10 protein-coding genes are annotated in these 14,365 nt (G+C 43.2%); 5 read left to right on the forward strand and 5 right to left on the reverse strand.

Annotated features, from left to right (window positions below; all coding sequences use genetic code 11):
* Positions 1-116: 116 nt before the first annotated feature.
* Genes D0A34_15870 through D0A34_15880 form a run of 3 tightly spaced genes read right to left on the reverse strand, consistent with a single transcriptional unit; the run spans position 117 to position 5,095 of the window.
* Positions 117-3,566: a hypothetical protein gene (locus D0A34_15870; GenBank protein UNU20159.1), complete on the reverse strand. Its 3,450-nt coding sequence runs from the start codon at positions 3,564-3,566 to the stop codon at positions 117-119.
* Between the two features lie 12 nt (positions 3,567-3,578).
* Positions 3,579-4,898, reverse strand: a complete 1,320-nt coding sequence (locus D0A34_15875; GenBank protein ID UNU20160.1) for a hypothetical protein — start codon at positions 4,896-4,898, stop codon at positions 3,579-3,581.
* Positions 4,889-5,095, reverse strand: coding sequence for a hypothetical protein (locus D0A34_15880; GenBank protein ID UNU20161.1), 207 nt, complete (start codon positions 5,093-5,095; stop codon positions 4,889-4,891). The genes D0A34_15875 and D0A34_15880 overlap by 10 nt, the downstream gene beginning before the upstream one ends.
* Positions 5,096-5,154: 59 nt before the next feature.
* On the opposite strand from D0A34_15880, the gene D0A34_15885 reads away from it, so the two are divergent.
* The gene (locus D0A34_15885) at positions 5,155-5,376 is read left to right on the forward strand and encodes a hypothetical protein (protein ID UNU20162.1); all 222 of its coding nucleotides are present in this window, start codon (positions 5,155-5,157) and stop codon (positions 5,374-5,376) included.
* A gap of 24 nt (positions 5,377-5,400) precedes the next feature.
* Here D0A34_15885 and D0A34_15890 read toward each other — a convergent pair whose 3' ends face one another.
* Entirely contained in the window at positions 5,401-6,060 is a 660-nt protein-coding gene (locus D0A34_15890; GenBank protein UNU20163.1) for a restriction endonuclease subunit R, read from the reverse strand.
* A 290-nt stretch (positions 6,061-6,350) separates the two neighbouring features.
* On the opposite strand from D0A34_15890, the gene acs reads away from it, so the two are divergent.
* The 3 genes from acs (at position 6,351) to D0A34_15905 (ending at position 9,988) form a co-directional block, all read left to right on the forward strand.
* The gene (gene acs / locus D0A34_15895) at positions 6,351-8,321 is read left to right on the forward strand and encodes an acetate--CoA ligase (GenBank protein ID UNU20164.1); all 1,971 of its coding nucleotides are present in this window, start codon (positions 6,351-6,353) and stop codon (positions 8,319-8,321) included.
* Positions 8,322-8,422: 101 nt separating this feature from the next.
* Entirely contained in the window at positions 8,423-9,001 is a 579-nt protein-coding gene (locus D0A34_15900) for a DUF479 domain-containing protein (GenBank protein ID UNU22323.1), read from the forward strand.
* A 96-nt stretch (positions 9,002-9,097) separates the two neighbouring features.
* Positions 9,098-9,988 (forward strand): thermonuclease family protein, encoded by an 891-nt coding sequence (locus tag D0A34_15905; protein ID UNU20165.1) that lies wholly within the window; start codon positions 9,098-9,100, stop codon positions 9,986-9,988.
* Between the two features lie 868 nt (positions 9,989-10,856).
* Here D0A34_15905 and D0A34_15910 read toward each other — a convergent pair.
* Positions 10,857-12,776, reverse strand: coding sequence for an S-layer protein (locus D0A34_15910; protein UNU20166.1), 1,920 nt, complete (start codon positions 12,774-12,776; stop codon positions 10,857-10,859).
* A 785-nt stretch (positions 12,777-13,561) separates the two neighbouring features.
* Here D0A34_15910 and D0A34_15915 point away from each other — a divergent pair.
* Positions 13,562-14,350, forward strand: coding sequence for a class II glutamine amidotransferase (locus tag D0A34_15915; protein ID UNU20167.1), 789 nt, complete (start codon positions 13,562-13,564; stop codon positions 14,348-14,350).
* Positions 14,351-14,365 lie beyond the last annotated feature (15 nt).

A 14,365-nucleotide genomic window follows, 5' to 3' on the forward strand; every position in this document is an offset into this window, starting at 1 on the left:
CCAGAATTATTCAATAATTCTGGTGTCTAAAGTGGGTAAAGCTAATAGCAGTTTGAACAAGTGAAAAAGAATCGTAAAATCGTTGCTAAATTCAAATCATCCGCGTGGATCAGCGGTTAAATTTTCTCACCAAGCCATTCCCTCCCCCTCGCCAACAACTCGTCCAAACTTTCGATCGGCCAAAACCGCACCTTTCCATCCAGCGAACCAGTTATCAAAAACTTCCCGTCCCGACTAAAACAAATACTATAAATCGGACTTGTTAACTCCACAAAATCTGCCTCACCTTTGAGTAAATTGCCCTTATAGCCGCTAAAGTTTGCCAGTAAACTCCCCTGCAAGTCCCACAATTTCGCGGTGCCGTCATATGAGGCAGTGGCGATCGCATCTCCTGTGGGGCTAAAACTGACACTCCATACCGAGTCATTATGTCCGGTGAATGTTACCTTGCAGTTGCCCTGCAAGTCCCACAATTTCGCGGTGTTGTCATGTGACGCAGTGGCGATCGTATCTCCTGTGGGACTAAAACAGACACTTCTTACCCAGTCATTATGTCCGCTGAATGTTACCTTGCAGTTGCCCTGCAAGTCCCACAATTTGGCAGTTTTGTCAGATGAGGCAGTAGCGATCGCCTCTCCATTCGGGCTAAAACTGACACTCCATACCGAGTTTTTATGTTCGGTGAATGTTACCTTGCAGTTGCCCTGCAAGTCCCACAATTTGGCAGTTTTGTCAGATGAGGCAGTAGCGATCGCCTCTCCATTCGGGCTAAAACTGACACTCCATACCGAGTTTTTATGTTCGGTGAATGTTACCTTGCAGTTACCTTGCAAGTCCCACAATTTGGCAGTTTTGTCAGATGAGGCAGTAGCGATCGCCTCTCCATTCGGGCTAAAACTGACACTTCTTACCCAGTCATTATGTCCGGTGAATGTTACCTTGCAGTTGCCCTGCAAGTCCCACAATTTGGCAGTTTTGTCAGATGAGGCAGTAGCGATCGCCTCTCCTGTGGGGCTAAAACTGACACTTGTTATCCATTTATTATGTCCGGTGAATGTTACCAAGCTGTTGCCTTGCAAGTCCCACAATTTGGCAGTTTTGTCTCTGGAGGCAGTAGCGATCGCATCTCCTGTGGGGCTAAAACTGACACTTGTTACCGAGTTATTATGTTCGGTGAATGTTACCAAGCAGTTGCCCTGCAAGTCCCACACTTTGGCGGTGCCGTCATATGAGGCAGTAGCGATCGCCTCTCCATTCGGGCTAAAACTGACACTTATTACCAAGTTATTATGTCCGGTGAATGTTACCAAGCAGTTACCCTGCAAGTCCCACAATTTGGCGGTGCCGTCATATGAGGCAGTAGCGATCGCATCCCCTGTGGGGCTAAAACTCACACTCCATACCCAGTCATCATGTCCGGTGAAAGTTACCAAGCAGTTGCCCTGCAAGTCCCATAATTTGGCGGTGCCGTCATATGAGGCAGTAGCGAGCGCATCTCCTGTGGGGCTAAAACTCACACTTTTTACCAAGTTATTATGTCCGGTGAAAGTTACCAAGCAGTTGGTCTGCAAGTCCCACAATTTGGCGGTGCCGTCATATGAGGCAGTAGCGATCGCATCTCCTGTCGGGCTAAAACTGACACTATTTACCCACTGATGATGTCCGGTGAATGTTACCAAGCAGTTACCCTGCAAGTCCCACAATTTCGCAGTTTTGTCTCTGGAGGCAGTAGCGATCGCATCCCCTGTGGGGCTAAAACTGACACTTGTTACCCAGTCATCATGTCCGGTGAAAGTTACCAAGCTGTTGCCCTGCAAGTCCCACAATTTGGCGGTGCCGTCATATGAGGCAGTAGCGATCGCCTCTCCATTCGGGCTAAAACTGACACTCCATACCGAGCCATTATGTCCGACAAACTGGCACCGTTGGCGGATTTTAGCAAGAATCTTCTGCAAAACTAACAGAGGATTGGTAACGGGATATTCCGAAAGCGGGGGATTATCTGGTATCCACTTCTTTAAATCTTCTCCTGCTTTGATACCTGCCCGCAAGGCTTCTATTTGCTTTTCCTTCGACTGAAAAAGATTTAACGTCATGCGTCCAGCTTCTTCGATTTTGAAAACTTCCCTGAATTGTTTACGGAATTCTCTTAATGATTCATTATTTTTTTTCAGTTCTTGCAGTTCATCAGCTCGACAGGCATCTAAAAAATCATTATCCTCATCGCTTAAACGTTTCCCCACTTTCCACTGCAACGCATCATGCAACGCTTTACCGTGCAACAGTGTGGAAGTATCTTGACGATTTGAGGCTATCCAAGCGGCGAATTTTTCCTGGTAGGGGCGGAGTTTTGCTAATTCTTGCTGTACCCAATCGAGGTTAAATATTTCTCGATAAATACGGTTGTAAACTTGCAGTTGACCGTGTTTTTTAACAACTAACCCCGATAACTGTAACTCCATTTGGTCGGGACTGTTATCAGCGGCGACCCCCCCCTGCCCCCCCTTGCTAAGGGGGGGAGTAAGATTGTCTTTTTCCTCCTCTGCTAAGGGAGGATTAGAGCTATCTTTCTCACCCCTTATTAAAGAAGAATTAGTGCTATCTTTCCCCCCCCTTAGCAAGGGGGGGTTAGGGGGGGTAATAATTTGCTGATAGATACCGAGGAGTTGGCTGGTACGCTGTTGGTTGCTGAGGATGCGATCGCGAATTGTTCCGAGGTGTTCGGGATTGTCGTTTTCTTCCCAATTATTAATGATGTAATGTTGTACCAGTTCGGCAATGTCAGGATTGCTGGTTTCTGCTCCTTCAAGGACAATTTTACAAAGTTTTTGAGTCAAAAAAGGCTGTCCGCCCGTCCAGTCTAAAATCTCATTTAAAACCTGAATCGGACGCTCGACTTTTCCTTCTAAGCCTTTCGCTAAAGGTGCAGCTTGTTCCTGAGTAAAACCTTTTAATTCAATGGCTTGACCGATATTAAAGGGGGTGCGTTTTTTATCTTGAATCAAATCTGAAGGTGTTGCCACGCCCAACAGACAAAATGTTAAGCGTTGATAAGCAGGATTTTCACCGCTTTGACCTTGATTGTGACAAGCACGAATATAAGCAAAAAAGTCATCAGTCGGAAAATTCAAACTAAGAACGCTATCAATTTCATCAATAAAAATTACAATGTTTTGAGAAATGCGTTTCAGGAGGATAGAATCGATAAACTCTGCCAAACGATCCTGCGGTGACAGCCAATCACACTCGCTCAACCAATGTTTTAGATTCACATCCAGCGATAATTTTCGATTGAGATTTAACAAAATACTGTTGTACCACTTTTCCGGGGTAGTTAACTGAGTTCCCTTTCCCGAAAAATCAATTTCAACACCAGCTATTCCCTCTTGTTTTAGGCGATTCATCACTTGTACGCGCAAGCTGGATTTACCTGTTTTGCGCGAATTGAAAACATAACAAAACTTACCTTTTTTCAGTTCTTCATACAGTTGTTCGTCAGCTTCTCGCTTGACATAAGTTTGGGTATCAACGCCCAAAGTAGCTTCACAAATATATTTGTAAGTCATTTGTTCCCTCCATTAATTGGGATTTAGGCGATCGGAAAAATATTGCCGATACAAATCGCACCGAGGCAAACAATCATTTAGATCGACCACCACCAATCCCATACCTTGCAATTTAAAAGTTGCGTTGGTGTCAAGTCGCACTGGCTGTGTTTCATTGACAACTTGATAGTAAGCAGTTTCTAGTTGAGGATTTTTACGGAGTTCTCCCAACAGTTGTCGTAAATGATTGATAAATGGACTTGCTTCTGTAGCAGCAATTTCCAAAAGTCTATCCAGGGAACATTGCTCTTTTTGGAGAAAAACAAAAGCTTCTTGGATCAGATAAGGATGTCCGCCAAAAATTTTCCTAAATTGCTTAAATATATCTGAATTCAACCCCTGAAGTTGATAGCAATTTGCTAAATAATCAACTTGATCGGGAGTGAAATCGAGTAAAGTTTTAGTTAAGCCCACACCGCTAAGAGGAGAACAGTTGATATCTAAGGAACCGTAAACATTGGTTGAGTGAACAATGATTAACCGCAATTTTTTCCAAAGTTCAGCAAATTGATTTCCCTCAAGGTGCAGTTGACTCCAACATCTCAATAATTCACAAAAATCAATTCGGAAAGATTCTTGCTCAAAAACCCGATCGACATTTTTAAAAGCCAGTACCAAAGGTTGAGTCTGATTTTTTAACAAATAGTCTTCAAAGTAGGTTTGAGTATTCGTGTGTTCGTCAAATTCATCGCTATCCCAATATTCAGCTAATTTGTTTTCTAAACCCAAATCTTTACCAACTTCTTTACACAGCCATTTTAGTAATTCCTCATAACTTGAGAAAACTCTACTACTTGGTTTGGTAAAATCCAAAGTAACGGCTTGATAATTATGACTTTTAGCACGACCTATAATTCGTTTCAATAGGGAAGTTTTGCCCGTATATTTAGGTGCTTTAATCCGAATAACGGCTCCAGGTTCCAAGATTTTCTCATAGCATTCAGATTCGATCGAATGACGCTCTACATAGTAAAAATTAACTTCTTCTCTATCATCACAGGAAAATTCCGAAGCTTTTATTAATTTATCGCTAACTAATTCACGTTTATACTTAGCAAATAGCGGGATTAATTGATCGCGCTGTCGGAAGCGTTCGCCCGGTTCATTTTTAAAACCAAATAACTCGCAGATATTTGAAATATGATGTCTGACACTTGATGAATTACTAACGCCACAGGATTTAGCGATCGCTTCCTCTGACTTCCCTTGCAAAAATAGCTTTAGCACCTGACCCTGTTTATCATTTAGCTTTTCGTACTTTTCCTCAAAGTCTTTTCGCTCCATCATCCGCATACCTGCCTTAGCGCTTTACCTACCACTCTTACTAATTTACCACAGTTGTCAGCTTCAGCCCCGATAGCCAGTTTAATTTCACAAATTGACAAACACCAGCTAATTTGTGAAGATTTTTTCACAAACCCTTCAACTCCCTTGTCAAAAAAATTGGTAATTCCCCGGCAATTGACAAATTTGTGGATTTTATTTATCAAGCAAATAATAGTAACAAAGTTAGTTTACTATCGAAATTGTAGATATTGGAATTAACTAAATGAAAAAATTAAATCGGCGGCCCCAGAACAAGACTACATCAGCTAAAAAGGTAAATCAAGTGAAAAAATCTGACAATTCAAACATCAAGTGGTCGATCAAGGAAGTTGTAGTACCGATCGCGATCGCCCTAATTCCGTTAGCAACAACGTACATCAGCACTCAAAATACCCAACAACCGCCCAATCCACCGATCGAGCACACGACTCCACAGTCACAATAACATCCAATAATGCGATCGCCCTTGTTAAGCTAACTGCAACTGCACATTCTGCAACTTGCAAATAGCTTTCAAGACTTGGGCCAACAAGAGCGATCGCTCTTTGTCCATCAAATTCAATTCCGGTAAAATCTGATAAGTGCAAGGATTTCCGCGCGTCACCCGCACAAACCGATAACTTTCACCATTCGTCGTCAATCCCCAAACAGACGATTGCTGCTGCAAACTTTTATAAGTATAAGTCAGGAGTTGCGGCAAACCAGTCAAAGGTGCGATCGCACTATTTTTCGCCTCGACTACCAAAATCCAAAACTGTGCAGCCGCGAGTTCTGCATCCGGCTGATTTACGGCTAAAACATCCAAGCGCCCTTTAATTAAAGTATCCCCATCCTCAACCTCGATCGGGATGCTATCCTCCATTGTCAGCACGATCGGAATATCAAAAAATCCTGCTAATCTCATTAACGGTGAAAGCACTAAAAATTTAACAAGTTCTTCGGAAACTTTTCCGGCGGATAAGTAGCGTCGAAAGTCAGTTCTAATTTTTAATATTTCCTGCTGTTCTAATTCTGACAGCGGTTCCAAAGAGAAAAAATCGGTGAAGGCGTCTCCTTCTCGCTCTTCCAATTTGAGAAGGCGGCGAACGTCGTTTAGAGAAAGTGGGCTTGCTTCTAAATTTTGGGTCATGGCTTTCCTTTAATTAAATTTAACTAACTTTCTAATTATAGCTAATATAATTTACAAAAAAGTACAATTCAAAAAGTTGTAGCACAATAATGTCCAAGAATAATTAAGCATTAAATAGGCTAAAAAATCCTCTTCATCTGCGTTAATCGGCATTGATCGGCGAGCAAAAAAAGAACAACCTCTCAACCTATTACAAAATTTTCCAAAGTCTTAAGGAAAATAAACATACTTCGGTCCCAACTTATGCAAACAATAGTTACAAAGACTAACCGAAGTTAAAGTTAAAAGCAATGTCACAAGATACCATCGAATCAATTCTGCAAGAAAAACGGCTATTTCAGCCGCCCGCTGAATTCTCCGAAAAAGCTCACATCAAAAGCCTAGAAGAGTACCAAGCCCTCTACGACAAAGCCAAAGCTGACCCCCAAGCATTCTGGGCAGAACTCGCCGCCCAAGAATTGCACTGGTTCCAAAACTGGGATACCGTGCTCGACTGGCAGCCGCCTTTTGCTAAATGGTTTGTCAACGGTAAAATTAATATTTCTTACAATTGTCTCGATCGCCACTTAACCACTTGGCGCAAAAATAAAGCCGCCCTGATTTGGGAAGGCGAACCCGGAGACTCTCGCACTCTCACCTACGCGCAACTCCACCGGGAAGTCTGCCAAATGGCGAACGTCATCAAAGAATTGGGAGTCCAAAAGGGCGATCGCGTCGGCATTTATATGCCCATGATTCCCGAAGCTGCGATCGCCATGCTAGCCTGCGCCAGAATCGGTGCAGTACACAGCGTTGTTTTTGGCGGATTTAGTGCAGAAGCTTTGCGCGATCGGCTTAACGACGGCCAAGCAAAACTCGTGATCACCGCTGACGGTGGCTTCCGCAAAGATACCGCCGTCGGTCTCAAAACACAAGTAGACAAAGCACTAGCAAATAATGCCGTACCCAGCGTTACCAACGTTCTGGTAGTTCAGCGCACCAAACAGCAAATTGACATGGAACCAGGGCGCGATCGCTGGTGGCATGAATTGCAAAAAGGTGCATCCGCTGACTGTCCGGCCGAACCGATGGATAGCGAAGATTTACTATTCATTCTTTACACTTCTGGAAGTACCGGAAAACCCAAAGGAGTCGTCCATACAACTGGTGGTTATAACCTTTATACCCACATGACAACCAAGTGGATCTTCGACCTCCAAGATACCGATGTCTACTGGTGTACTGCTGATGTCGGCTGGATTACCGGACACAGTTACATAGTCTACGGGCCGCTGTCCAACGGTGCGACAACTTTAATGTATGAAGGTGCTCCTCGCCCTTCTAATCCTGGCTGTTTTTGGGATGTAATTGAAAAATACGGCGTCACAGTTTTCTACACTGCACCCACCGCCATTCGCACCTTTATGAAAATGGGTGAAGAATTGCCAAATGCCAGAGATTTGTCATCTTTACGATTGTTAGGAACCGTCGGCGAACCGATTAATCCGGAAGCTTGGATGTGGTATCAACGAGTAATTGGCAACTCGAATTGTCCGATAGTCGATACTTGGTGGCAAACAGAAACCGGGGGAATTATGATTACCGCTTTGCCCGGTGCAATTCCTACAAAACCCGGTTCTGCAACCCTACCGTTCCCTGGAATCGTGGCTGATATTGTTGACCAAGATGGCGAACCAGTAACTAACGAAAGTGGGGGTTATTTAGTAGTGAAACATCCTTGGCCGGGAATGATGCGTACACTTTACAACGATCCCGATCGCTTCCGCCGCACTTATTGGGAATATTTGCACCCGAAAGATGGCGAATTCGTGTACTTTGCAGGGGACGGCGCGCACAAGGACAAAGACGGTTATTTCTGGGTAATGGGCCGCGTTGACGATGTAATTAATGTGGCCGGACACCGACTCGGCACAATGGAAGTCGAGTCAGCTTTGGTATCGCATCCAGCGGTGGCGGAAGCTGCAGTTGTTGGTAAACCCGACGAGATTAAAGGTGAGGACATTGTGGCTTTTGTCACGCTAGACAACTCGCAGCAACCTAGCGATGAATTGGCTAAGGAATTGAAGCAGCACGTTGTTAAGGAAATTGGGGCGATCGCCCGCCCCGGCGAAATTCGATTTACCGATGCCTTGCCGAAAACTCGCAGCGGCAAAATTATGCGGCGTTTGCTGCGTTCTTTGGCGGCGGGAGAAGAGGTTTCTGGAGATACTTCAACCTTGGAAGACCGGACGGTTTTGGATAAATTGCGCGGCGGTTCGTAGGGAGATTTTTTTCAGGGCAGGTTCTTAATAGCAGTAGGGTGCACGACTCGGCGCACCTTACTGTTTCTCCTTATGCTATGTTAGATATTTTTACTGTAGAAATGAATTATTTGGCTCATCTATTCTTATCTGAAGGCACGCCAGAATCTCTGATTGGCAACCTCTTAGGAGATTTTGTCAAAGGAACAGCCGTCAACCTTTATCCCGAGGAAATTAGAAAGGGCATTGATTTGCACCGCAAAGTAGATAGCTACACGGACTCTCACCCAATAGTGCGATCGAGTAAAAGCCTTGTTTCTTCCCACAGACGAAGGTTTGCTGGAGTTTTGATTGACGTGTTTTACGACCACTTCTTAGCTAAAAATTGGCTGGAATATTCAGAAATTCCGCTCCGGGATTTTTCTCAGGATGTCTACAAAATCCTGCAAGACAACCGCGATATATTACCTGACTCTCTCCAGCGGGTGCTGCCCACAATAATTGCCCGCGACTTGCTTTCATCTTATCAGGAAATTGCCGAAATCGGCATCACTCTTACAAGAATGTCGGCGCGACTCAAACGGACAAATAACTTGGCAAGCGGCATAGAAGATTTGACAGCTAACTATCAACGCTTAGAATCGGATTTTCGCGATTTTTTTCCAGACTTGATAAAATACGCGACTGTTGGCAAACTTTAATATAAAAAACCAAAATTCCAGTTGCTAGTGATAACGAACTCGTGTATAATCCAAGCGATACCTGCATGAAATCTCAAATGCAACAGGGTTCAAAATATGGCAACCAGAATTCCGAACCTGCAAATAACTAAAGTAGTTGATGGCGACAGCATCAAAATTTTTCTCAACGGAAAAACCGAGTCTCTGCGCTTGATTTGCGTCGATACAGAAGAAAGTCATTCGGGAGGCTCCAAACCTATAACTGCGGCGGGCAAAGCAGCTTCGGAAATGGCTAAAAAATACTTCGCCACAGCAGATGGTGGACTTGCTCAAATTGACAGAGAATTTGATACAGACGATTCGGTTGAAGTGGCTCTACAAAAACACCGCGACAACTACGGGCGTCTCCTCTGTTACGTACATAAAGACACAGAAAATTACAATCTTAAACTGATTGCAGAAGGCTGGAGTCCCTACTTTGTGAAATACGGGCGCTCCAGATTGTATCACCGACAAATGACTGAGGCAGAATCGGCAGCAAAAGCTTACAATCTGATGATTTGGAATCCGATTACCAATGCCAAAATCCCCTCCCGCAACTATGGTAATTTACTACCTTGGTGGTCGATGCGAGGCTCCATTGTTGAAGAGTTTCGGTTGTCGGAAGCAACGGCAGGAGCGATTTCTTTGAGGTTGCACTACCCTAAAATATTAGCGGCTTCTGAGAGAGCTAAATCTATTACTATTTTCTGCGATTTGCAGGCGGGAATTACTAAATGGATCGGGGGGAGCGCTCTAATTTATGCTGGTTCAGTGTATCATAAATTAGATTTGTGGATACCAGATGCTGAAACTGATGAAAGAGCTCCCTTGAAGCGGCTAATCGAGAAGCGTTATGCGGGTCTGGGACGCGGATATGTCTATGTCAGTGGGAAGGTAGAACAGTACAAAGGGAAGCCTCAAATAGTTTTGAAGGATATCAAACAACTTTCAGACTTTCCCCGATAATATTTAAACTACAGTTAATTTCATCAATCCTTTTTACTACATATAATTTGCTTACGAAGTAAGCTCGCGCAAATAGAGGGATCTCCTAAAAAAAGATCACCCTCTATTCAGCCATGATATTTTATTTATCCAGAGGTGAAGGAAAATTTATTGTTGCATTGAAGGAGTAGTGAAAAATCTACATCCTAAGGGATTTGTGCGTACAGATGGATTTTGAGGAGTTGTTATAGGAGGAATAGAGTTAGGAGATGTACTATTCAATTCTGAGACTGTAAAAGATTTAGAAAGGTTAGGATTTTTCCAGAGAAGGCTGGCAGAAGTGTTAGCAAGATTTGGTGACTCACTAATTGTAATCTGCTGTGTTGCATTTACGTTTATCTGCGATTTTACAGTGGTTTGTGCCTGACAGGGATAGGCAGTCATAGCAGAAATTACTGCAAAGCCCAGACACCCAAAATAGCCCGTTGATTTAATCATATTTATCTCAACCTAAACTTAAACAACTATTAGTAATGCTCCTGATAATAGATTAAGTTAGGAGAAATTATATTTCAAGCGTGTATATGCGTATTTTTTTAAACTTAAGAATTAGGTATTTGTATGTAGGAGAGAAAGATATAAACGGGGGAATTACTACTCAATGTAAAGCTTTAGTAAAGATAGCGGGTTTTTACTGAGAAAAAATCTTAGGACATCCCGCTGGGGTTGTAATTACTGTCTGCTTACCGAAGAACACCTTTTTCGCTTAACACGCAGGATTTCGGTTCCACAAAATTAAATTTTCTTGGGGTTCGTTCCTTCGGGGCGGGTTCGCCAAAATTGTTTGCAATTAGCGATCTACTAAACCGGGCCCCACAGGATTAAACTCTTAAAACGAGAATGAAGTTCTCAATACACCAACTGCGATCGGGTCGCTATCGGGAGTGTGACCGGGTTGAAAAATCAAGATCAATCCAGGGGTGACGCTGATATTATCATTCACCTGCCAACGGTAGAATACCTCTACATGAGTAGTCGTTCCGGGTTGCCCGCCCGATCGCCCTAAACCCGTATCTAAAAAATCAGGAACGTTATTACCTGTAGGTAAATCGCTGCTGACAATTTTAGGCGGTTGCCCGATATAAATGCCTCCTAAATTTCCTGCTTTAAACAAATCAGGGAAATTTACAAACACCATATAATTTGTAGTTGCTACCGTACCAGATTTACCGGGAATGCGAGAATTAGTATAACCAGCCCAACCTCCCAGAGAAACTCGCGATGAAATGCGCCAATTTAAACTTGCTCCAACTGCATTTGTTTGCACAGAATCGGACTTATTTTTGTTAGAATTGATAGCTGTTAATTGGCTATCGCCTGCCAAAGTAATCAGATTACCGTCAGGCGAATAATCGTTAACGTAATAGATAGTAAAATCAACGGGGTCGGCTGGTGTCAGAGTTAGTTGTACACCCAATGTATTGTGTCCTCTAGACCCGTTAGAACTGACAAAAAATCCAGAAATGTTAGTTGAATAAACTGCTTGCAAACTGGCTCGCTTCGCAAATTGCCAGTCAATGCCGATGCCGCCTAAACCCAAACCAGTGTTCAAAATAGGGTTTCTTTGGGCGAAGGCAGAAATGGGGCCCGAAGCTGCACTTTCTGCCCGATTCGGCCCTCGAAAAGCGGTTATCATGTTAACTCCTGCTGTTCCTGCAAACACTGCCAATTTGTCGCCGACAAGAAAGCGGTAGTTGAGGTCGCTGACAGTTAATCCAGAAGTTTCGGCTACATTATAAGCAACGTTTACGTCTTCGGTTAATTGTGGTGAATTGCTTCCGTTCTGGTTGTAAAAACCGATTAATAAGTTACTGCGAGGACTAAATTGAGTGGTTAAGTAGAATTGATTTAGGTTAATGGTGTTGACATTTGTACCGGGGTCTTTGGTATCTCTTTTGCCGTCTCTGGGAGTCCGATCTGCACGGTTGGGCGTGCGCCCTTGGATTCCAAAAATTGTGAATCCCGACAGCTTAGTTGTGGTCGAAAATTGATTGGCTTCTAGTTCGGTAGCTCGCGCTTCTAGCACATCCACTCTGCCTCGCATTGTGGCAATTTCGGCTGCAAATTCTTCTTGCAATTTTTGTAGTTTTATTAAGTCGTCTCGCTTAGCTAGACTTTCAGTAGATTTGGCGATGGACTCGCGGATTGTATCTAAACAAGCATTGACTCCGGCTGCAAATTCATAGCGCGTTATAGCGCGGTTTCCGCGATAGGTTCCGTCGGGGTATCCAGCTATGCAGCCGTATCTTTCTACTAAGGATTGCAGTGCTTGAAATGCCCAGTCTGTGGGCTGTACGTCGCTGAGTTGGGAAACTGATGTAACTTGTTCTAGTGAGTTGTCACCAGGGTAAACTAATGGGGGATTTTCTAATTTATTTTCTTCAACTAATGCGGGTATTGGGGCGGGCTGCGTTTCCCTGGCTTCGGATACGTGAGTTTCTATCTGACTCGCGATAGGTACGGGCGGCTCCGATGTGGGGTTTATCGGTGAATTTACATCTACATTGTGAGAATTTTCGAGGGATTGCCGATCGGGATTAGGATCGAAATTATCCGCTAGATTATTTGTCGGTGCGGGTAATTGATACCATTCATTAACTGCATCTTCCGAATTTGCACTATTTGCTGTTGTTTCAGGATCTGTCGTTTCTGCTAAGGCTGGAATGCTGAATAATGCCTGCAATCCGAATCCTAGTATTAAGCTGCTAAGGATTTTCCAAATTTGTCGATCGCACGTATGATTTTTCATAATTTTTATACTTTGTGAGTGTAAAGCCAAAAAAGTGAGAAAAAGGGCGATTACCTACGGGATAGCTACCCTTCACGCACTATTCGAGATGAAGGGCGGTCGTAAATTGCATTCCTTCTCCCAAAACCGAGGAACAAGTCAAACTGCCCTCCTCGGTTTCTTCCCCTATGTGACGCCTGATTGACTATCCGGTTCCCGTTTTTTTAAAAAATTTTGTAATGAATGAATAGTCAAAACTATGCGCTTTTTTTTCCTCATGTCTTCCTCTGTTATTGTCTTTAATTTTAATAAAAATATCTCGTTTCTACCAAAAAAAAAGTAGTAATAGTAATAATTCATAATTGCGTAAAATCGATAAAAAACATTTTATGTTTAGCCAAAAGATAAGTTTTTACTATAAAAAATTATAGGTACAGATAATATAGGTATTTTTTGAATGTGTGAGTAAATTAATATTTTTTATTTTTGGAATTTGCGGACGGTTATTATTTTGCTTCAAACGAGGTCACACAATAATCAAAATTATATCATTTTTTCCATAGCGCTAATAGTTTATACTCGCTGTATGCACGTAAAAAGTGAGAAGCGAGTGAGCGTGTAACATCGTTCCGACAGAAACACAATCGATTGTTTTAGCTAGCCAACTTTTTAACTTCCGTATCATTAAGGTTGACCAAGCCAAAATATTAAGTGTATTTAACCCGTTAATACTATAATATTATCACCGCAAATCGGTAGCTGCCAATAGCTGCGCGATCGATCCACACTCCAGAGACTTAAAAGCTATGTGCCAATTACTGGGAATGAACTGCAATGTTCCGACAGATATTTGCTTTTCTTTTGAGGGTTTTTCTGCAAGGGGGGGCAAAACGGACGTTCATCAAGACGGTTGGGGAATTGCTTTCTTTGAAGGTTTGGGATGTCGCCTTTTTATAGACTCTAAACCTGCGATTGCTTCTCCGGTTGCAGAAGTAGTGCGTCGCTATCCCATTCATTCAACTAACGTCATTGCTCACATCCGCAAAGCTACGCAAGGCGAAATTGCTTTGGAAAACTGCCACCCTTTTATTCGGGAACTTTGGGGACATTATTGGGTGTTTGCTCACAACGGAAATCTCGAAAACTTTGATCCCGAATGTGCCGGAGTTTACAAACCTGTTGGCAAAACTGACAGCGAAAAAGCATTCTGTTTGATATTAGAAAAGCTGCGCTCCACTTTTCCTCAAAGTAAGCCTGCTTTAGCCGAAATTTACCCGGTACTGGAGGAAATTACTAAAAGTTTGGCACAACACGGAATTTTTAATTATTTACTTTCCGATGGAGAACACTTGTTCAGCCACTGTTCTACTAATCTGCATTATATTGTGCGACAAGCACCTTTTGCTAGCGCTCACTCGATCGACGAAGATGTAACTGTCGATTTTCGGGAATTGACCAACGAGGACGATCGCGTGGCTGTTATTGCCACTTTTCCGCTGACAGATAACGAAGTTTGGACGCAAATTCAGCCGGGAGAATTGCTGGTATTTCAGGATGGTTGGCCGCTCAATTCTGGGCGGCTGGAGTTAAGTTAACCAGACTTAAACAAA

Source organism: Microcoleus vaginatus PCC 9802 (assembly GCA_022701275.1).
Classification (GTDB): domain Bacteria; phylum Cyanobacteriota; class Cyanobacteriia; order Cyanobacteriales; family Microcoleaceae; genus Microcoleus; species Microcoleus vaginatus_A.